At 48.3% G+C, this 19,829-nt stretch carries 18 protein-coding genes; 15 read left to right on the top strand and 3 right to left on the bottom strand.

Annotation, left to right across the window (positions count from 1 at the left end; translation table 11 throughout):
• The 10 genes from ileS to ABEA14_RS09935 all read left to right on the top strand — a co-directional run bounded on the left by ileS (position 1) and on the right by ABEA14_RS09935 (position 11,370).
• The gene (gene ileS / locus ABEA14_RS09980; protein ID WP_345339844.1) at positions 1-2,835 is read left to right on the top strand and encodes an isoleucine--tRNA ligase; all 2,835 of its coding nucleotides are present in this window, start codon (positions 1-3) and stop codon (positions 2,833-2,835) included.
• Between the two features lies 1 nt (position 2,836).
• Positions 2,837-3,340, top strand: coding sequence for a signal peptidase II (gene lspA, locus ABEA14_RS09975; protein ID WP_345339993.1), 504 nt, complete (start codon positions 2,837-2,839; stop codon positions 3,338-3,340).
• Positions 3,340-3,783, top strand: a complete 444-nt coding sequence (gene fkpB, locus ABEA14_RS09970) for an FKBP-type peptidyl-prolyl cis-trans isomerase (RefSeq protein ID WP_345339843.1) — start codon at positions 3,340-3,342, stop codon at positions 3,781-3,783. The genes lspA and fkpB overlap by 1 nt, the downstream gene beginning before the upstream one ends.
• A gap of 4 nt (positions 3,784-3,787) precedes the next feature.
• Positions 3,788-4,738 (top strand): 4-hydroxy-3-methylbut-2-enyl diphosphate reductase, encoded by a 951-nt coding sequence (gene ispH, locus ABEA14_RS09965; RefSeq protein WP_345339842.1) that lies wholly within the window; start codon positions 3,788-3,790, stop codon positions 4,736-4,738.
• 247 nt (positions 4,739-4,985) lie between these two features.
• On the top strand, positions 4,986-5,552 hold the full coding sequence (gene pilV / locus ABEA14_RS09960) for a type IV pilus modification protein PilV (protein ID WP_345339841.1): 567 nt from the start codon (positions 4,986-4,988) through the stop codon (positions 5,550-5,552).
• 8 nt (positions 5,553-5,560) lie between these two features.
• Positions 5,561-6,577: a PilW family protein gene (locus tag ABEA14_RS09955; protein WP_345339840.1), complete on the top strand. Its 1,017-nt coding sequence runs from the start codon at positions 5,561-5,563 to the stop codon at positions 6,575-6,577.
• Positions 6,574-7,065: a hypothetical protein gene (locus tag ABEA14_RS09950; RefSeq protein WP_345339839.1), complete on the top strand. Its 492-nt coding sequence runs from the start codon at positions 6,574-6,576 to the stop codon at positions 7,063-7,065. The genes ABEA14_RS09955 and ABEA14_RS09950 overlap by 4 nt, the downstream gene beginning before the upstream one ends.
• Before the next feature lie 11 nt (positions 7,066-7,076).
• Positions 7,077-10,652, top strand: coding sequence for a pilus assembly protein (locus ABEA14_RS09945; protein ID WP_345339838.1), 3,576 nt, complete (start codon positions 7,077-7,079; stop codon positions 10,650-10,652).
• On the top strand, positions 10,652-11,062 hold the full coding sequence (locus ABEA14_RS09940) for a type IV pilin protein (protein ID WP_345339837.1): 411 nt from the start codon (positions 10,652-10,654) through the stop codon (positions 11,060-11,062). Before ABEA14_RS09945 ends, ABEA14_RS09940 begins: the two co-directional genes overlap by 1 nt.
• 2 nt (positions 11,063-11,064) lie before the next feature.
• Entirely contained in the window at positions 11,065-11,370 is a 306-nt protein-coding gene (locus ABEA14_RS09935; RefSeq protein ID WP_345339836.1) for a TapY2 family type IVa secretion system protein, read from the top strand.
• Between the two features lie 97 nt (positions 11,371-11,467).
• Here the strand turns inward: ABEA14_RS09935 and ABEA14_RS09930 are convergent, their stop codons facing one another.
• Positions 11,468-11,974, bottom strand: a complete 507-nt coding sequence (locus ABEA14_RS09930) for a GspH/FimT family pseudopilin (RefSeq protein WP_345339835.1) — start codon at positions 11,972-11,974, stop codon at positions 11,468-11,470.
• A 509-nt stretch (positions 11,975-12,483) separates the two neighbouring features.
• Here ABEA14_RS09930 and ABEA14_RS09925 point away from each other — a divergent pair.
• Entirely contained in the window at positions 12,484-12,822 is a 339-nt protein-coding gene (locus tag ABEA14_RS09925; RefSeq protein ID WP_345339834.1) for a P-II family nitrogen regulator, read from the top strand.
• A gap of 41 nt (positions 12,823-12,863) precedes the next feature.
• On the opposite strand, the gene ABEA14_RS09920 is transcribed toward ABEA14_RS09925, so the two are convergent.
• Positions 12,864-13,619 carry an outer membrane protein assembly factor BamD gene (locus tag ABEA14_RS09920; protein WP_345339833.1) on the bottom strand — a complete coding sequence of 252 codons (756 nt, stop codon included), beginning with the start codon at positions 13,617-13,619 and terminating at the stop codon, positions 12,864-12,866.
• Positions 13,620-13,740: 121 nt separating this feature from the next.
• Here ABEA14_RS09920 and rluD point away from each other — a divergent pair, with 121 nt between their 5' ends.
• The 3 genes from rluD to clpB all read left to right on the top strand — a co-directional run bounded on the left by rluD (position 13,741) and on the right by clpB (position 18,139).
• On the top strand, positions 13,741-14,715 hold the full coding sequence (gene rluD / locus ABEA14_RS09915) for a 23S rRNA pseudouridine(1911/1915/1917) synthase RluD (protein ID WP_345339832.1): 975 nt from the start codon (positions 13,741-13,743) through the stop codon (positions 14,713-14,715).
• The gene (gene pgeF / locus ABEA14_RS09910; RefSeq protein ID WP_345339831.1) at positions 14,709-15,455 is read left to right on the top strand and encodes a peptidoglycan editing factor PgeF; all 747 of its coding nucleotides are present in this window, start codon (positions 14,709-14,711) and stop codon (positions 15,453-15,455) included. Before rluD ends, pgeF begins: the two co-directional genes overlap by 7 nt.
• Positions 15,456-15,565: 110 nt before the next feature.
• Entirely contained in the window at positions 15,566-18,139 is a 2,574-nt protein-coding gene (gene clpB / locus ABEA14_RS09905) for an ATP-dependent chaperone ClpB (RefSeq protein ID WP_345339830.1), read from the top strand.
• Between the two features lie 63 nt (positions 18,140-18,202).
• On the opposite strand, the gene ABEA14_RS09900 is transcribed toward clpB, so the two are convergent.
• Entirely contained in the window at positions 18,203-18,661 is a 459-nt protein-coding gene (locus tag ABEA14_RS09900; RefSeq protein ID WP_345339829.1) for a DUF4124 domain-containing protein, read from the bottom strand.
• Between the two features lie 94 nt (positions 18,662-18,755).
• Between ABEA14_RS09900 and pssA the strand changes: the two genes are divergently transcribed.
• Positions 18,756-19,622 carry a CDP-diacylglycerol--serine O-phosphatidyltransferase gene (gene pssA, locus ABEA14_RS09895; RefSeq protein WP_345339828.1) on the top strand — a complete coding sequence of 289 codons (867 nt, stop codon included), beginning with the start codon at positions 18,756-18,758 and terminating at the stop codon, positions 19,620-19,622.
• The last annotated feature ends 207 nt before the right edge of the window (positions 19,623-19,829 follow it).

The following is a 19,829-nucleotide window of genomic DNA, read 5'->3' as shown; positions in this document are numbered from 1 at the left end:
ATGACTGACTATAAAGCGACACTGAACCTGCCGGAAACGGCATTCCCCATGCGCGGGAATCTCGCTCAACGTGAGCCGAAGATGTTGGAAGCCTGGAACAAAAAAGGGTTGTACCAGGCGATTCGCGAAGCACGCGCAGGTTGTGAGAAGTTCATTCTTCACGATGGCCCTCCGTATGCCAACGGTGACATCCATATCGGCCACTCAGTCAATAAGATCCTGAAAGACATTATCGTTAAGTCAAAGACACTCTCTGGCTTTGACGCGCCTTACGTTCCTGGCTGGGACTGCCACGGCCTGCCCATCGAGCTGCAAGTTGAAAAGAAAGTAGGCAAGCCGGGCGTGAAGGTGAGCGCTGCAGAGTTTCGCGAGAAATGTCGAGAGTATGCGCGCAAGCAGGTTGATGGTCAGCGTAACGACTTTATCCGTTTGGGAGTGTTAGGTGAGTGGGGTAACCCGTATCTGACCATGGATTATGGTTTTGAAGCCAACATCATCCGCTCTTTAGGTAAGATCGTTGAAAATGGCCATCTGCAGCAGGGCTCTAAACCTGTTCATTGGTGTACTGACTGTGGCTCTGCGCTGGCCGAAGCGGAAGTCGAATATAAAGACAAAACATCACCTGCTATCGATGTGAAGTTTGCCGCGGTTGACGCCGACGCTGTGGCAGAGAAGTTTCAGCATCCTGATGGTCATGTTGGTGAAGGTCCTATCTCTGCAGTGATCTGGACAACCACACCCTGGACCTTGCCTGCAAACCAAGCCGTTGCCCTGCATCCGAACCTCGAATACGTTTTAGTTCAGATTGAAACAGATTCAGGTAAAGAGCGCCTGATCCTCGCGCACGAACTGATGGAAGCAGCAATCGATCGTTACGGTGTGAAGCACCATCACGCTTTGGGTTATGCCAAAGGCAGCGATTTGGAGTTAATCAGCCTGCAACACCCGTTTTATGACCGCCAGGTTCCTGTCATTCTGGGTGATCATGTCACAACCGATTCAGGTACTGGTTGCGTTCACACAGCGCCGGGCCATGGTCAGGATGACTTTGTAGTAGGCAAACAATATGACCTGCCTGTAGTGAACCCTGTTGGTGGTAATGGTGTATTCCTGCCGGACACTGAGCTATTTGCAGGCAAACACGTATTCAAAGCCAATGCTGATGTGGTTGATGTACTGACTGAAAACAATGCATTGCTACATCACCACGCCTATGAGCACAGCTACCCACATTGCTGGCGCCACAAAACGCCCATTATTTTCCGTGCTACGCCACAGTGGTTTATCAGCATGGAGAAAGCGGGTCTGCGTGATGCAGCCATGGCGGAAATCGAAAAGACAGAATGGATGCCTGACTGGGGCCAGAGCCGTATCGAAGGCATGGTGGATGGTCGCCCAGATTGGTGTATCTCCCGTCAGCGCACCTGGGGCGTGCCGATTGCCCTGTTCGTGGACAAAGATACCGACGAACTGCACCCGGAAGCCAATCGTCTGATGGCAGAGGTTGCGGATCGTGTAGAGAAAGCCGGGATCCAAGCCTGGTTTGACCTTGAGCCAGCAGAGCTGTTGGGTGAAGAAGAGGCCGCTAAGTATCGTAAAGTAACGGATACTTTGGATGTATGGTTTGACTCCGGAGTTACTCACTCTTGTGTGGTCGATGATCGCGACTACTTGGGCGGTCCTGCGGATCTGTATCTTGAAGGCTCTGACCAACACCGTGGCTGGTTCCAGTCATCTCTGATGACTTCAGTAGCGATGAAAGGCCACGCACCCTATAAGCAAGTGCTCACTCACGGCTTTACCGTTGATGGCCAGGGACGCAAGATGTCCAAATCTCTGGGCAACGTGATGTCACCACAAAAAGTGGTAAACAAACTGGGTGCAGATATCCTGCGTCTGTGGGTGGCTTCAACTAACTACTCGGCAGAAATGACGGTTTCTGACGAGATCCTGATGCGCTCTGCCGATTCATATCGCCGCATCCGAAATACTGCCCGTTTCCTGCTGTCTAACTTGAATGGCTTTGATCCTGCAAAAGATTCGGTCGCTGCAGAAGATATGGTGGCCATGGACCGCTGGATCGTTGGTCGTGCCGCAGAGCTTCAGCAAGATATCTTGGAAGCCTATGACAGCTACCAGTTCCATGTGGTTGTGCAGAAGTTGATGCACTTCTGTTCTATCGAACTAGGCAGCCTGTATCTGGATGTTATTAAGGATCGCCAGTACACAGCCAAGGCCGACAGTGTAGCACGTCGTTCTTGCCAGACGGCTCTGTATTTGATTGCTGAGGGCATGGTGCGCTGGATGGCGCCTATCATGAGCTTCACCGCTGACGAGATCTGGCAGTTGCTGCCAGGTGAGCGTGAGGAGTTTGTCTTTACTCAAACTTGGTTTGACGGCTTGAGCGAGATGCCGGAATGCACTGATGGCATTGATAACGCGTTCTGGGAACAGCTGATTGCTATCCGTAACGACGTTAACAAGGCATTGGAAGTGGCACGTCGTGAAGAGAAAATTGGTGGCTCACTGCAAGCCGAAGTCACACTGTATGTTGACGATGCGCTTGCTACTAACCTCGCCAAACTGGGTGACGAGTTGCGTTTTGTACTTTTGACCTCAAAAGCCGCTTTGGCTCCTCTGGCCGATGCGCCAGAAGACGCTGCTGCAGGTGAGCTGGAGAACCTGAAGGTTTCTGTTGCTCGCTCAGAAGGTGAGAAGTGTGAGCGTTGCTGGCACCACCGTGAAGATGTGGGCAGTCACGCTGAACACCCAACCCTGTGTGGCCGCTGTATCACCAACGTGGATGGTGAAGGGGAAGTCCGTGAGTTCGCCTAATATGCCTTGGCATCAAACTGGTTTGCGCTGGCTTTGGCTGGCGCTAGTTATCATAGTGGTTGATCAAATCACTAAGCTGTACGTGGCCAATACATTTAATTACCGCGAAACCGTTGAGTTTATTCCCTATTTGCAGTGGACCTATGTTCACAACAAAGGGGCGGCATTTAGCTTTCTAAGTGATGCAGGCGGTTGGCAACGCTGGTTCTTTGCTTTTATCGCAGTAGCTATTAGTGGTTTGCTGATCTACTGGTTAAAAGGGATATCTCGCAACGTTTGGTTACAGGGGGTTAGTTTTTCCTTGGTGCTCGGCGGTGCGATTGGCAATCTGATCGATCGTATCTATTTGGGTTATGTGATCGATTTTATCGACTTCTATGTAGGTAATTGGCATTGGCCAGCATTTAATATTGCTGATAGTGCTATCTGTGTCGGAGCCGTGCTGCTGATTCTCGATGCTTTACGTGGTGAGCAGAAAACACCAGAGACAAAGGAGAGCAATTAATGGCCTCACAAATCTCCAGCTCTTCTGAAGTGCTGATGCACTTTACGCTTAAGCTTGCCGATGGTTCTGTAGCAGAAACGACTAAGGTTGCACAAAAGCCTGCCAAGTTGGTGATGGGTGATGGTTCTCTGACGCCCGCCTTTGAACGTTGTCTGCTTGGATTGGAGCAGGGCGATAACAAATCGTTCGAATTGCCGCCTGAAGATGCGTTTGGTGTGCCTGACCCAGACTTAATTCACCATGTTGAACGTAGCCGTTTCCCAGCCGATGTTGCCTGTGAAGAGGGTGCGATTATTGCTTTCGCACAACCTAATGGCAGTGAACTCCCTGGGGTTATCCGCGCTGTAGAGGGAGAGTCTGTGACGGTGGATTTTAATCATCCACTTGCAGGTCAGACAGTAACGTTTGATGTCGAAATTATCGAAGTGAACAAAGCAGGTTGAATCAATGAAGATCCTACTCGCTAATCCCCGCGGTTTCTGTGCTGGTGTTGATCGTGCCATCAGTATAGTTGAGCGTGCGCTGGATATCTTTCAGCCTCCCATTTATGTGCGTCACGAAGTTGTTCACAACCGCTACGTTGTTGATGGTTTGAGGGAGCGCGGCGCAGTGTTTGTGGAAGAACTATCCGAAATCCCTGACGACAGTATCGTTATCTTCAGTGCTCATGGTGTTAGTCAGGCTGTTCGTAACGAGGCAAAGTCTCGTGGCTTGAAAGTGTTTGATGCGACCTGCCCATTGGTAACCAAGGTTCATATGGAGGTCACCCGAGCCAGTCGTAAAGGTCATGAGTGCGTATTGATCGGCCACGCGGGGCACCCGGAAGTGGAAGGCACAATGGGTCAGTACAGCAACCCGGAAGGCGCCATTCACTTGGTGGAGTCTCCTGCGGATGTGGCTAATTTGCCTGTTAAGGATGAAAAGGATCTTTGTTACGTCACCCAGACCACGCTCAGTGTAGATGACACGGCTGAAGTGATTGATGCCCTGCGTGAACGTTTCCCTGATATTCAGGGGCCTCGTAAAGATGATATCTGTTACGCCACTCAAAATAGACAGGATGCGGTAAGAGATCTGGCTTCAAAATGTCAGTTAATGTTGGTTGTTGGCGCCAAGAACAGCTCAAACTCAAACCGACTGCGTGAGCTGGGTGAAAAGTACAACACCCCTGCTTATCTCATCGATACTGCGGACAATATCCAGAAAGAATGGCTAACGGACGGTATTGAGTGTGTTGGTGTGACTGCGGGTGCATCTGCTCCTGAGGTACTGGTCAAGCAAGTTATCGACAAGCTACAAAGCTGGGGTGGAGAAACGGTAGAAGAAAACCCCGGCCGTGAAGAAACGATCAGCTTTTCTATCCCTCCAGAGCTTCGTATTGAAGTGGCTTCTCATTAAGTAACTGCTTATCCTATTTAGGATTTAGATCACGCAAACGCCTCCCGCAGTTGGAGGCGTTTTCGTTTCAGGGTTATATTCAGTCAGTTAGATATGGTTATATTTTTAGCATTTAATTGAATATTAGATGCGCATATTTGCACCATATTTGTGACGGAATGTAAAGAAAGTCGACACTTTTAGGTTAGACTTGTAAGGATACAGTAATCCGTTGCACGGTTTAGCAACGAGGTAGTGATTGTCAGGTATGAAGTACCATTCTCGTAGTTCCACCCGCCAAGCTGGCTTTAGCATGCTCGAGCTTTTGATTGCCATATTGGTTTTGGTTATCGGCATTCTTGGCGTCGGTATGTTGCAATCAGTTGCTAAACGCGGTGTGTTTGAAGCTTCGCAGCGCACCATGGCAACAGTATTAGCCAACGATATTATTGAGCGTATGCGGACCAACAGGGCGCAAGCTTTGGCCAGCCGTTATGATGGCAATTTTGGTGGTGGGACTCAGTCTGCCCCCAGGGATTGCTCTGGTTTTGCTGCCTCTTGTAACTCCGCTGAAGTTACGCTCCATGACCTCTATGTTTGGGAGCAGATGCTCGATGGTGCAGACGTCAAGGAAGGTGGTAGCAATATCTCTGGATTGACCGATGTGACCGGCTGTATTCAGCAAGTTAATGGCACCGTCACCGTTGTTGTTGCCTGGCATGGTCTAACCAAACTATCCGATGCAGGTTCAAACAAGTCAGATTTTGCTAAAAATTGCGGAACATCTGGCGAGCACCGTCGTATGTTGACCGTAGAAACCTTTATCAGTTTATGAGTAATACCATGACGAATAGCCATATAAAAGAAAAAGGATTTTCGCTAGTTGAGCTCATGGTTACCATGGTCTTGGGCTTAGTTTTACTTGGTGGGGTTGTCACGTTTTTCACGAGTCAAAGCCGGCTTGAAACGCAAACCACCGCTGTCGGTGAGCTTCAAGAGAATGCGCGTTTAGCCCTGAATATTCTGTCGCAGGACGTTGCGCAGGCCGGATACTTCGGTGATTTTACCGGTATCAATTTAAACAGTCCGTCTCCCACCGTTGAGCTTAATGTTGGGGTTAATGTTCCCACAACTGAATGTCAGCAAGCCGGCGGCCGTAACGGCACCTTTCCTGTTGGTGATGGCCTCAAGTTTAGAACGATATGGGCAGGTTTTTCTGTAAACGGCGCACCGCTTTTGACTGCTGAGTGTGATTCCCCCAATGCTGGTACTGACGTACTCCAGATAAAGCGCTTTATTGTCGATCCATTGGATGCGGGTGATGAAAGTGCCGGCCGGTTTTATGGTATGGCTAATTTTTCTCAAATAGTGCTTTATCAAGCGGGTGCGGCTCCAACCGCAGCGGATGTTCAGAATGGTGCTCGTTATGAATATCAACACCATGTCTACTATATTGCCTCGTCACCATCTGACGATCCCACCGTCCCTTATTTGCAGCGGCGCCAACTTATTATTGAAAATGGTAATGCAAACATGGAGTTGGCCAGTGGTGGCTTGGTGCCAGGTATTGAAAATATTCATTTCCAATTTGGTATCGACACCAATGGTGATGGCCACCCCAATGGCTTTTTGGATACGCCCGATGTAACAGCTAACCAGTGGGACAGCGCCGATGCGATTGGTGAGCGTATTGTGGCGGTTCGGATCTTTGTGCTTGCACGTGCGCGGGAACCCGACGCTAGTTACCAGCATGGCGAAATTGTTTACCAGATGGGTGGCCGTAACGTCACCATACCATCAGCAGACAAATACAGAAGGATGTTGCTGTCAACGACAGTAACCCTAAGGAACCCGTTATGATAAGCAATCTTAGAAATCAGCGAGGGGCTGTATTGATTGTTGGAATGTTGTTGCTGGTGGCAATCACAACAACCGCCGTTGTACTCGTTTCCAATAGTCAGTTTGATCTAAAACTTTCAGGTGCTTCCTCCGATCAGAGCGAATCACGTCAAATCGTTGCTGGTGGTGTCGATAATGTGGTTGTCCAAACCTATGAAGGACAACTGACTGATCAAAATAGAAAGCTCACCAACCTACCGGACGGTCAAGACCACGCCATTGGGACTTCACTTACCAACACTAATGCAACTGTTCGAGTGGTTGCTGATGCTTCCGGGCAGGTGATCGAGGATTGCCGCCCCAGGCACAAGCCCAGTGAACTCGGACTTATTAAATGTCGTTATGGCAGGGTACTCGCCGAGCATCGATTTGATGCGCAACAGACTGCGCGAGATAGTGGCATGGATGTGTTGATTTACCAGTACTACCCCGATCCAAATCAGAATTAGGAGCGCAGACAATGAAACTTAAGCAACTAGGTATTTTGCTCAGTTCTGCCTTGGCGGTGGTGACAGCCCTGCACACGCCTTCCAGTGTGGCTGAAGATACTGAGCTGTTTATCAGAGAGATTAGTTCTCGTACTGGGTACAGCCCGAAAGTCATGGTTATCTTTGATAATTCGGGGAGTATGGCAGGGACCATTGAAGTTAAAGAGGGGTATGACCCAACAAAAACCTATGAAGCCACCGGGGCTGACAACTCGCTAAGCTTCGATGAAGATGATTTCAGAAAGGACTTTATCTACTGGCGAAAAGGTTCATTAGATGGCGGGGCACCGCCTGTGCCGGATGGCCCCAACGAACAGAACCGATTCAATTTCGATACATTTAACTGCCACCAGGCAGAGATAAAGTTGCGAGAGAAGGGTTATTTTACAGGTTATATTCGTGAATACCGTTTCAGCGGGCAAAGTGGCAGCTGGCTGGAAATGAAAGAGAACAGCGGCGCCGATACAAACAATCCCATCGATTGCCTTGAGGATATATCCGCAGGCGATCCAACCAATAACGGCGGTGCTGGCTACCCTTCGGGTTATCCCATCGATGGGCAGGGCAAAAAGCAGAATCCAATCTACTACAGCGATACTATCCAGAGTACGCCTGCTAACGGAACCCATCTCGGCAATGGTGAGCCCGTCACTCTCTATATGGCCAATTACCTTAAGTGGTATCACAACGAGGATATACAGAAGGTTAATCAGTCCAAGCTGCAGATCGCCAAAGAGTCGATTAATCAGGTTATCTCCTCTACGTTGACCGCTGATTTCGGCCTGTCCGTTTTCAATATGAATAATTCGCAGCCGCAGGGCGGGCGCATTGTTAAGGGGATACCTGACGGCATGACAAACGCCCAGCGAGAAACCCTTACCGATACGATCGCTGACCTTAACGCGACGACATGGACACCCTTGTGTGAAACCATGTACGAGGTGAAGCGCTATTTTGCTGGCGAAGCGGTTGTGTTTAGTGATGTTCCCAATAATTTGAAAGAGCAGCCGTACTCCGATACATCCATTTGGTCTGGAGGTAATTACGTCTCACCCTACGGTCCGTGCTCAGACAAATTGTATGTGATATTGGTGACCGATGGTGAACCAACCCGAGACGGTTATGTAAACACTACAGTGGCGAACCTGCCTATCTCAGGTGACGATGCGGTAAGGTATCCAGCAGTTGAAGGTAATTATTTGCCGGCGCTCACCGGATGGATGCATACTCAGGACATTAACGGTAACCCGGACGACGGCAAACAAACGGCACAAATCTATACCGTGGGTTTTGGTGATGTATTTACCGATGCCGACGACCCAAATATTCCAAAGTCTACAAAAATTTTGCTTTCCGCCGCACAAAACGGTGGAGGTCAATACTACAAAGCGGGTAATGCTCAAGAGCTAACCAGCGCACTGCAAGACGCGCTAATGAAAATTCTCGCCAACAACGCCAGCCTGACCTCGCCGGCAGTTGCAACCAGTAGTTTTGACAGAACAGAAGTGTTGGATGTGCTTTTTTACTCCATTTTCAAATCGTCTAAGACGACGAGATGGCAGGGTAATTTGAAAAAGCTGAAGCTGTCGGGCTCCCAGGTAATAGATGCCGATGATGGCGCTGCACTGGATGCTAAAGGGGGCATAGCGGAAGGGGTAAGCACCTACTGGGGGGGCGATAAGGACGGTCCTGATGTCGCAAAAGGTGGCGTTATTGAAATGCTCTATAAGAAGACTGATCGCAAAGTTCTGACAGATCTTGGTGACGGAGGGCTTATCGAGTTGACTCCTGCCAATGTGCTGGCTAATGCCACCGCTGAGGAGCTTGCTACCCTGGGCGGCGATGATGCCACTATTACAGCCAACGTTAACTGGATGCTTGGATTGGATGTGGATGATGATGTCCCTAACTCAGACTATCATGAGTTCCAGTTTGGAGACCCGCTGCACTCTCGCCCGGTTGCTGTTAACTACGGTGGGGAAAATGAAGGTAGTCAGGACTTGAGGGTTCTTATTGGTACTAACTACGGTTTTCTCCACATGTTCAAAGATGTCAGCGATGATGAGGTGGATGAAAGCTGGGCGTTCGCACCTAGAGAATTGTTTGATAACTATGCGCTGCTGAGAGATAACCTGGAAACCGCAACAAAAGTGTATGGCATGGACGGTACCGCCACGATTTACACTAACGATGCCGATTACGATGGGCAAATAGATCCCGGTGAAGATGTCTGGGCTTTCACGGGGATGCGCCGCGGTGGAAATTCATACTATGGGATGGATCTGAGTTCTCCTGATAGCCCCAAAAAGATGTGGCAAATTACCGGCGGAGACGGCGACTTCCTGGAGTTAGGTCAAAGCTGGTCTAAACCAACTATCGCTTTTCTTCGTGCTCATGGTGCCGGCAAGCCTGTACTAATTTTCGGCGCGGGTTATGACATTAACAAAGACCTGCAAACCGTTGGCACAGATGACAATGTAGGAATGGGCGTTTTTATTGTTGATGCAAAAACAGGCGCTCTGATATGGAAGTTTACGTCTTCTGAGTCTGGCGGGAAAAACACTCAGATTGTGGGTATCACTGATAGTATTCCAGCGGAAGTCGCTGTTATGGATAGCGACTATGACGGATTTGCTGATCGTATCTATGCGCCTGATACTGGCGGAAACTTGTGGCGGATTGATATACCTACAGACAGCCTTAGTGACGCAAGTGCCTTTAAGTTGGCAACCTTAGGGGGTGATATCTCTGCATCCGATAGACGCTTCTTTGTTAAACCCGTTGTTGCGCGTTCATTGAACTCTAAGGTCATAGAGAGCACGGACCTGAACAATAATAAGATCTTCAGCGAAGGGCAGATCCCAATTGATTTCGTCACCATCGGTTCGGGGAACGTGTCTCACCCATTGGACAATGATACTCAGGATATGTTCTTTTTAATTAGAGACACTGATGTTCTTCCGCTCTCAAAGGACGAAACGCGAAAGCGGACCGCCATCACTTTGGGCGAGTTGTTTGACCAGCGTGCCTACAATCAATTAGTTGCCTCCGCTAATGACGATGAAGCCGTGTTGTCTTTGAGAGCGCAAACTGATGGTAAGTCGGGCTGCTATATTGACTATCCGCTGATTGCGGAGAAATCACTTTCTCCAGCCCGAATTATTGAAGGGGTTGTCTTGCATAGTGGATTTACGCCACCTGGTAATAATGCAGCTCAGTGTGAACCTGCCTTAGGACAGTCCATTCTTTACGCTGATGGTTTATGTGATATCCGCCAGGAAAGCGTGAGTTATGATGCCGTGGAGATTCCCAGTTATAACCCGCCGACTGCCATAATCGTTGATGGTGAACTTAAAATAGTGACTGCATCTGGCGTGAAGGAAGTGCCAGAGCTTAAAGAGTTACCAGAACAAGAGCAGCCGCCATGTGACCCTAATACTCAAAATTGTGACTGTGACCCTGCAGTACAGGACTGTGGTGGAGATCCTGTCAACTTGCCGTTCGATGCGGTTATTAAAGCCCAGTCAGGTTATCGAGAGGATATTTAATGGAACGTGTGTTTAGAGTTAAAGGGATCACACTTATTGAGCTAATGATAGCTGTTGCTGTGGTAGGGATTTTGGCGGCAATCGCCTATCCCTCCTACACAAACTATGTTGCCAAAAATAATCGAACAGAAGGGCAGCGCGAACTGGTTAGGTTATCTCAGATGATGGAGCAGTACTATCTGGACCATAGAAGTTATACCGAGGATATGACTGACCTAGGGATGAGCGCAGACCCTTTTGTAACAGAAAATGAAAACTATGAGATAGATGCGGTTGCAGTGACCAATATCAGAACCGACTTTAGGCTAACAGCGAAAGCGAAAGGCTCACAGGCCATTCGTGATAGTGCTTGTAAAACGCTCACCTTAGACAATTTGGGCTCTAAAAGCCCAGCAGATTGCTGGAGGTAATGATGAACAAATTTTTGATGGGTCTGGTGTTCAGCTCTGTTGCTGCGAGTTTTCAGTCACTCGCAGCGTCAGCTGAAGAAGAGTGGAAGTGTTACGTTATGCTGGATAGTGGTGAACGACAAATTGTTCACTATCGATTCACTCCAGAGTCAAATGTCGACACTGAATCACAGTTAAAGGCGCTTCCTGTTTATGCTGATAATGGTATTAGCCAGTTAAACGTTAAAAAGTATTTTGAGTGCAGGCCGAAATTCTCAGACTTCGAAAATAGAAAAGCGCGTAGCTTAGAAGATAAAACACCGATGTAGTTTGAGCTTTTCCGTATAAGTGGGACCGTGTTACAAAAAAAAGCCAGTGCACAAAAGCACTGGCTTTTTAATGGCTAAGAAATTTCAGATGGCAGACTTAATTGCAGCTAATGGCTTCTTTGGAAACGCGAGAACGTCCGGACATAGAAAGAACAACTTTACGTCCATTGGTCGCTTCTTTTCCTGGGCAATAGTTGATGGTTAACATGTCGGTTGTTGTGCCCTGAACTGAAAATGTGACGCTTGAACCGGTCGCCTTGATTAAATCTTGTGTGCTGAATATATCGACTTTTTTCAGGAAAGTATCTGTACCATTGTCAAAAGCTCCATTGCCGTTAGCATCCTGAAACACCGCTATTCCTTTGCTCCAATCGGTACCGCATGAGGTCGTCTCCATCGGGCAAACGGTAGTTGGTATCTTTCTTGCGACAGCTTCCCCGCGAGCTAATTGAAATGCTTTATGTATATCGTTACTGGCACTTTTGGCTCTAGAACTCTCTAAAGAGTCGATAAAGGAAGGGGCTGCCAGTGTCGCTAATATCACTGCTATAGCCAAAGTTACCATCAACTCTACTAGCGTGAATCCTGAATCTTTACTGCGCATGATATTCCCGTACCATAAAAGATAACTTTTCGAGCCTGCCAGTTTACACCAGCAAACCTCGGTTAACCCATCTATACATATCTATTCTCAATCTACACTTAGATCTGTGAACTATGTCGTATCTGAGCAGATCTGTGGTGTTCGGGATCACTATTCTGGCGCTGATTCTTGTGCCAATGGCAACGTTTCGATAATCGCTATGTCACTACTTATATATGCTTGTTTAGAGATGTTTGAGTTTGGCTGATACCTGTGTTTAGTTTTAAGGGCGGCGCTATGAACTTGATCTGATTCTCGATTACTACGTTTTGGCCGACAAAGAAGTAGCGAAATTGGTATCTGCTAGTTACAGTGACAGCTAGCATTCAATATGTTTGATTGATTAAGACTGATCTCTTTGAAAGACAGTTTGCGCAAAATAACAAAATGAAAATTGGCAAAGGTCGACGTTGTCCTATTTGCTCAGGATTTGGCCGTAGGCATTTATAAGATATTAAGAGGAAAGACGCATGAAAAAGGTTGAAGCGATAATCAAGCCATTTAAGCTTGACGACGTTCGCGAGGCCCTGGCAGAGATCGGCATTACTGGTATGACGGTAACAGAGGTAAAAGGCTTTGGTCGTCAGAAAGGACATACAGAGCTCTATCGTGGCGCTGAATATATGGTGGACTTCCTGCCTAAAATGAAGATTGATTTGATCGTCAATGACGACGATGTCGACCGCGTTATCGAAGTGATTGCAAACACAGCCAAGTCCGGCAAGATTGGCGACGGTAAGATATTTGTATCAGACGTTGCTCGCGTTATTCGCATTCGTACTGGTGAAGAAGGTACTGAAGCGGTATAAGCTCGGTTTCAATAAAAAAGGGAGCCATCAGGCTCCCTTTTTTAACTTTTAGAGACTAACTCATTATCTGGAAAGTTGAGTCTAAGCGTTGCCTCTGCATCTGCTTTTAAGTCATCAAGTCCTAGCTTTTCATAAGCGCGAACCATCACTTCCAATGCACCCTCAGAAGCTCGCGTATCGCCAAACGTTTCAATGATATAACGCCCTCGGTTCGCCGCCGCGATGTATGCCTCTCGTTCAATGTAATAGTTAGCAACCGACAATTCGTGCCGGGCCAAACGTTCTTTGATAAATATCATCCGCTGTCTGGCATCAGGGGCAAATTTGCTGTCTGGGTAACGAGATACTACTTTCGAGAAGTCATCGAAGGCTTGTTTGATTAGACCTGGATCCCTGTCTGAGCGGTCAATGCCTAAGAGGTCATGTAGAATCTCACCATCGGCTTCAACATTTACCAGTCCTCTCATGTAGTAAACATAGTCGTTGTCTGGGTGAGTAGGATTCAGTCGAATAAATCGATCTGCTGTCGCCAGTGCTTGCGCTGTTTGTCCTGATTTGTAGTAGGCATACAGTAAGTCTAGCTGTGTTTGATGAGCATATGGGCCAAATGGATAGCGAGATGCGAGCGCTTCAAGGGTCTGGATGGAGGTTAAAAAGTTGCCAACTTCTAGCGCCTCCTGTGCGTCTTGATAGAGTGCCGCTGGTGATTTTTCGGGAACGCGCTCAACAGTTTGATTACTGTTTGAACAGGCACTTAACAATGCAATAAGCGCTAATGGCAGCAGAAATTTTCTCATTTTCTAATCGTTGTTGTTCCGGTTAACAGGATGCTTGGCCTTTTACTTTGGCCAGGGATTGTACCCCAGTCGCAATAGCACTGTACAATAGCAGCTAAGCGTTATGTTAATAAGGTCGCCCATGGCGGAAAAGATTTCATTACAAAGCGAAGTTCCTTTTGAACTTGGTGGAAAGAGACTTGATCAAGTATTGGCTGAACTCTTTAGTGATTACAGCCGCAGTCGCATAAAGCAGTGGATACTTGATGGACTGGTCAGTATTGATGGAGACGTTGTTTCTGTACCCAAGCTTAAGTTAATGGGTGGAGAGGTCGTCAAAGTTGAAGCAGAGCTTGAAGAGCAGGGCGAGTGGGAAGCCGAAGCTATTCCACTCAATATTGTTTATGAGGATGATGACATCCTGGTCATCAATAAACCTGCTGGTCTTGTCGTGCATCCAGGAGCAGGAAATCCCACAGGCACGGTTCTAAATGCGCTTCTGCATCATTATCCAAAGATCATTGAAGTGCCCAGAGCGGGCATTGTTCATCGTTTAGACAAAGATACTACGGGGCTGATGGTGGTAGCGAAAACGGTGCCAGCACAAACCCATCTAGTCGAAAGATTGCAGGCCAGACAGATCACACGAGAGTACGAGGCCTTGGTAAATGGCTTGCTAACGGCTGGTGGTCGTGTCGAAGCGCCTATCGGCAGGCATCCTACACAGCGCACCCATATGGCGGTTGTTCCTAATGGCCGTGATGCAGTGACCCATTACCGGGTAATGGAAAAGTATCGTGCACATTCTAGGTTGCGTTTGAGACTGGAAACAGGTCGTACCCATCAGATCCGTGTACATATGGCACATCTTAAACACCCACTGGTTGGCGATTATACTTATGGTGGGCGACCAAAACCGCCCAGAGCCGCTTCGGAGGAATTGTTGAAGGCGTTGAGAGGGTTCCGACGTCAGGCGCTTCATGCTGCTCGGCTTGAGCTGGAGCATCCCATTACTGGTGACTTTATGAGTTGGCAGGCGCCTGTTCCCGACGACATGTTGGCTATGGTTGACGCGTTTAAAGCAGACTTTGAAGCGAACCCGGAGCCTCAGTGGTAACGTCGGTGTGTGAGGTTGACTGGCCCGCCCCTGCAAATGTGCGAGCTGTTTATTCTACCAGAATAGGTGGAGTGAGCAGCGAGCCATGGCTATCGTTCAATCTCGGCAACCATGTTGGTGACAATGAGGCGGATGTTGCTGAAAACAGGCGTCGATTTGTTGCTGACGCTTTTATGCCTAGCGCGCCTCAATGGCTTACCCAGGTGCATGGCACTCGCATTCTGGCGGTGGATTCCCTTAGCAGTGATGTGCCAGAGGCCGATGGCGCCATTACAACAAAACAATCTACGCCATTAGTGATCATGACGGCAGATTGTCTTCCAATACTGCTGTGCAATCGTCAGGGAACTTGGATATCGGCAGTGCATGCCGGTTGGCGCGGTTTGGCTGATGGTATTGTTGAAAATGCCGTAGCTGGTTATCGCGGCAACGCATGCGATCTAATGGCATGGTTAGGGCCCTGTATCGGGCCTTATGCATTTGAAGTGGGTGCTGAAGTTCGCAAAAAATTTGTTTCGCAACGGGAAGCTTCTGCTGCTTGTTTTACTGCTTCGAAAACTCAACCAAACAAGTTTTACGCCAATCTACCTTTATTAGCGACTCAGAGGTTACAGAGCCTTGGTATTGTCGACATTGCTGACTCTGGCCTATGCACCTACAGTCAGGAGTCAGTGTTCTTTTCCCACCGTAGAGATGGCAATACTGGCCGCATGGCCGCAGCTATTTGGATGACAAATTAGCGGTAATATTCCCGCTCTTTTGCCCACCATTCTTCTATAAAGTGACTTGAAATCGAGACCAATAGTGCCCAGATAGTATTCATATTAGATATTATTTTGGGAGCTAACTAATGCGTATTGATAAGCTCACTAGCAAGTTTCAACTTGCCATTTCTGACGCTCAGTCCATGGCTCTTGGCCGTGATCACCAGTTCATTGAGCCAGCTCATCTGATGATGGCGCTGTTAAATCAGGAAGGCGGAAGTGGTCGTCATTTGCTTCAAACGGCAGGGCTTGATGTTTCCGCTCTGCGCAGCAAATTAGGCGCGACCCTAGACCGTTTGCCAAAGGTAGAAGGCATTGGCGGTGATGTTCAGCTTTCCTCTGCATTGATCTCGCTTTTCAACCTGTGTGACAAGCTAGCGCAAAAGCGCAAAGACAAATTTATCTCAAGCGAGTTGTTTATCCTGGCGGCAGTTGACGAGCAGGGTGAGCTTGGGCAGCACCTCAGGGAGCTGGGATTAGACAAAGCGTCTGTTGAGAAGGCTATCGAGCAAGTGCGTGGTGGCCAGAAGGTCGACGACCCAAATGCCGAAGATCAACGGCAGGCACTGGACAAATACACCATAGATCTCACCGAAAGAGCTGAGCAGGGCAAACTAGATCCTGTGATCGGTCGTGACGAGGAGATCCGCAGAACGATTCAGGTTCTGCAGCGCCGTACCAAGAACAACCCGGTACTTATTGGTGAGCCTGGTGTAGGTAAAACAGCTATCGTGGAAGGTTTAGCTCAGCGAATTATTAATGGCGAAGTGCCTGAAGGGTTGAAAAACAAACGTGTTCTTTCATTGGACATGGGCAGTTTGCTTGCGGGAGCGAAGTACCGAGGTGAGTTTGAAGAACGTCTTAAAGCTGTTCTGAATGAACTGTCCAAAGAAGAGGGGCAGGTCATCCTCTTTATTGATGAACTGCATACCATGGTGGGGGCCGGTAAAGGTGAAGGCGCCATGGACGCGGGTAATATGCTTAAGCCTGCACTCGCTCGTGGTGAACTGCATTGTGTTGGTGCCACCACCTTGGACGAGTATCGACAGTATGTGGAGAAAGATGCCGCACTGGAGCGTCGCTTCCAGAAAGTCTTAGTCGAGCAACCCAACGTTGAAGATACCATCGCCATTCTTCGTGGCTTAAAAGAGCGGTACGAACTTCACCACGCCGTTGAGATCACTGACCCTGCGATTGTTGCCGCGGCGAGTTTATCCCATAGGTATATCTCAGATCGTCAGCTGCCAGACAAAGCGATCGATCTGATCGATGAGGCAGCGTCTCGTATTCGTATTCAGATCGACTCTAAACCGGAAGAGTTAGATCGCTTGGAGCGACGTATCATTCAGCTTAAATTGGAAAGGCAGGCACTGGAAAAAGAGTCTGACGAAGCCAGTAAAAAGCGTTTAGATAAACTGGATGGCGAGCTCCGGGAAAACGAACGCAAGTTCACTGAGCTGGAAGAAGTGTGGACGTCCGAAAAAGCGGCGTTGTCAGGTACGCAAAATATCAAAGCAGAATTGGAACAGGCGCGTATGGAGTTGGAAACTGCGCGCCGAGCCAGCGATCTGAATCGCATGTCTGAATTGCAGTACGGCCGTATCCCTGCGCTGGAAAGGCAGCTGGATCTGGCGAGCCAGGCAGAAATGCAGGATATGAAGTTGCTTCGAAATCGCGTTACTGACAACGAGATCGCTGAAGTGCTCTCCCGTTGGACAGGCATTCCGGTTGCCAAAATGTTGGAAGGAGAGCGCGAGAAGTTACTCTCTATGGAGCAAGGGCTTCACAAACGAGTCGTTGGCCAGGAAGAGGCGGTTGTGGCAGTAGCGAATGCCATTCGCAGATCTCGAGCCGGGCTATCGGATCCTGCCCGTCCAATAGGTTCATTTCTCTTTTTGGGACCCACTGGTGTAGGGAAAACGGAGCTCTGCAAAGCGCTGGCACAGTTCCTGTTTGACACTGACGAAGCCATGGTTCGTATCGACATGTCTGAGTTTATGGAGAAACACTCTGTCGCAAGGCTTGTTGGTGCACCTCCCGGATACGTTGGTTACGAAGAGGGTGGCTATCTCACTGAAGCTGTCCGACGTCGTCCATATTCAGTAATTTTGCTGGATGAAGTTGAAAAGGCTCACCCTGATGTCTTCAATATCCTGCTGCAGGTGTTAGATGATGGTCGCCTCACCGATGGTCAGGGACGCACCGTAGATTTTCGTAATTCCGTGGTGATCATGACCTCCAATTTGGGTTCAGACCTCATCCAGGATATGCACAAAGATGAGCAATATGATGCGATGAAAGCGCGTGTGATGGAGGTCGTGGGCCAGCAGTTCCGCCCTGAGTTCATCAACCGCATCGATGACACTGTCGTCTTCCATCCGCTTGGCCAAGCACAGATCAAATCTATTGCTGAGATCCAAATTGACCGTCTGAAGCTGAGATTACAGGCCAAAGACCTTGGTCTGGAACTTGAAGACGATGCGATGAACTTGCTGGCATCTGCAGGTTTCGATCCCGTGTATGGCGCCAGACCGTTGAAGCGAGCTATTCAGACCGAACTAGAGAACCCATTAGCTCAAAGGCTTCTGCAAGGAGAGTTTGCTCCGGGAGCGGTCATTATGGTGACCGCGCAGGATGGAGAGCTGGTATTTCAAAACTAATTAACTCTCAGAAACGAGAAAGGGCCTCTTTTGAGGCCCTTTCTCGTTTCCGAAATCAAGAGCTCATTTGCAGAAGTTGCTTATCTCCTCCTGCGAGCGGGCAGTAATTTCCAATTTTTGTTCGTAGCTTAGTGTTGATATCTCGCCATCGCGGCCTTGCTGCCTTACGAAGTTCTTATGCTCCAATATCCACAGCGTTTTTTTAGCGTCTTCGCAGCGTTGTTTAGCATGGGTCATATCATATTTAGGTTGTTCCTTTTCTGCCTCAGCTTCTTTGGCTGCTTTTTCTTTATCTTCGAAAAGAGACTCATAGGTATATTTGTTTTCTTTCTTCTCTGTCGGAGCCTCTAACATCTCGACAGCGTAGACCTGTCTGTCTGACGGGCGTTGCTCGGCAAAATGGATAACGCCGTTTTCGTCATACCAGAAATACACCACCTGGTTGGCAAAGGCAGCTCTGATGAATAATGATGAAATGAGTGTTGCCAAAATTAGACAAACCAGACGAAATTTAGTCTGCATCAAGGATTTCCCTTCATATAACCACTGCGGAACACGGATGCTCTATGCTATCTTGTGCCCCAAGTAAGAACTGTTAAACGTCTCAAACTCTTATATGAATCAGGATACGACAAAAGAATCTCATAAGCATCGTGGGATCTATCTCCTGCCAAATCTGTTGACCACCGCGGGTTTGTTTTCAGGATTTTATGCGGTAGTCGCCTCAATGAATGAAAGATTTGAGGCAGCGGCTGTTGCCATCTTTATCGCTATGATTATGGATGGACTCGATGGCCGTGTTGCGCGTATGACCAATACGCAAAGTGCATTTGGCGCCGAATATGACAGCATGGCAGACATGGTGTCTTTCGGCATCGCGCCCGCACTGGTTGCATACAATTGGGGCTTGGTGGACCTGGGCAAAATTGGTTGGTTATCCGCCTTTATCTTTGTTGCTGGTGCCGCGCTGCGCTTGGCGCGATTTAACACTCAGGTTGGTATTGCCGATAAGCGCTTTTTCCAGGGGCTTGCCAGTCCAGCTGCTGCAGCGATTATTGCTGGCATGGTTTGGGTTGGTGACAACTATGAGATAAATGGTAGTGATGTATCCTTTATTGTTGCCATCATTACTGTTGCTGCTGGGTTGCTGATGGTGAGTAATTTCCGCTATCACAGTTTTAAAGATGTCGACTGGAAAGGGAAGGTCTCGTTTGTTGCGATCTTGGTTGTGGTACTTATCTTTGTTGTCGTTGCCACGAACCCAGCACTCGTGTTGTTCGCCATATTCCTTCTATACGCAATTTCAGGTCCTGTAGTGACCCTGCGCAGTGTTCGCGAGTTAAAGATGGAGCATGTGGTTGGTGACGGAAATGATGCAGACTTCGAAAGTAGTGACCAAAGCGATGAAAAGGAAAAGGAAGTGAAAGCCAATCCTTCATCTACCGTTGAGGAAACTGCAGAAAACGACGAAGAAAAGAAATAGCCGATTTCTTACTTGTTTTAGGCTCAGTTCCATCTTTTTAAACGCCCTCGTTACGAGGGCGTTTTCGTAATATCAATAAGTTAAATATCGGCCTGGTTAATAACTGACCGAACAGTGTCTGCATCACAAAAAAAGCGTTGACGATGAGATTAAGGTCCCTATAATGCCGCCTCACTCGCTCAGGGCGAGGCAGCGGAAAGAAATAAC

Origin of the sequence: Corallincola platygyrae (genome assembly GCF_039544265.1) — a bacterium.
Classification (GTDB): domain Bacteria; phylum Pseudomonadota; class Gammaproteobacteria; order Enterobacterales; family Neiellaceae; genus Corallincola; species Corallincola platygyrae.
This window is presented reverse-complemented; position numbering and strand designations above follow the sequence as displayed.

Coding starts and splice junctions, on each gene's coding strand:
- ileS (WP_345339844.1), top strand. CDS start 1: ATGACTGACTATAAAGCGACACTGAACCTGCCGGAAACGGCATTCCCC.
- lspA (WP_345339993.1), top strand. CDS start 2,837: ATGCCTTGGCATCAAACTGGTTTGCGCTGGCTTTGGCTGGCGCTAGTT.
- fkpB (WP_345339843.1), top strand. CDS start 3,340: ATGGCCTCACAAATCTCCAGCTCTTCTGAAGTGCTGATGCACTTTACG.
- ispH (WP_345339842.1), top strand. CDS start 3,788: ATGAAGATCCTACTCGCTAATCCCCGCGGTTTCTGTGCTGGTGTTGAT.
- pilV (WP_345339841.1), top strand. CDS start 4,986: ATGAAGTACCATTCTCGTAGTTCCACCCGCCAAGCTGGCTTTAGCATG.
- ABEA14_RS09955 (WP_345339840.1), top strand. CDS start 5,561: ATGACGAATAGCCATATAAAAGAAAAAGGATTTTCGCTAGTTGAGCTC.
- ABEA14_RS09950 (WP_345339839.1), top strand. CDS start 6,574: ATGATAAGCAATCTTAGAAATCAGCGAGGGGCTGTATTGATTGTTGGA.
- ABEA14_RS09945 (WP_345339838.1), top strand. CDS start 7,077: ATGAAACTTAAGCAACTAGGTATTTTGCTCAGTTCTGCCTTGGCGGTG.
- ABEA14_RS09940 (WP_345339837.1), top strand. CDS start 10,652: ATGGAACGTGTGTTTAGAGTTAAAGGGATCACACTTATTGAGCTAATG.
- ABEA14_RS09935 (WP_345339836.1), top strand. CDS start 11,065: ATGAACAAATTTTTGATGGGTCTGGTGTTCAGCTCTGTTGCTGCGAGT.
- ABEA14_RS09930 (WP_345339835.1), bottom strand. CDS start 11,974: ATGCGCAGTAAAGATTCAGGATTCACGCTAGTAGAGTTGATGGTAACT.
- ABEA14_RS09925 (WP_345339834.1), top strand. CDS start 12,484: ATGAAAAAGGTTGAAGCGATAATCAAGCCATTTAAGCTTGACGACGTT.
- ABEA14_RS09920 (WP_345339833.1), bottom strand. CDS start 13,619: ATGAGAAAATTTCTGCTGCCATTAGCGCTTATTGCATTGTTAAGTGCC.
- rluD (WP_345339832.1), top strand. CDS start 13,741: ATGGCGGAAAAGATTTCATTACAAAGCGAAGTTCCTTTTGAACTTGGT.
- clpB (WP_345339830.1), top strand. CDS start 15,566: ATGCGTATTGATAAGCTCACTAGCAAGTTTCAACTTGCCATTTCTGAC.
- ABEA14_RS09900 (WP_345339829.1), bottom strand. CDS start 18,661: ATGCAGACTAAATTTCGTCTGGTTTGTCTAATTTTGGCAACACTCATT.
- pssA (WP_345339828.1), top strand. CDS start 18,756: ATGAATCAGGATACGACAAAAGAATCTCATAAGCATCGTGGGATCTAT.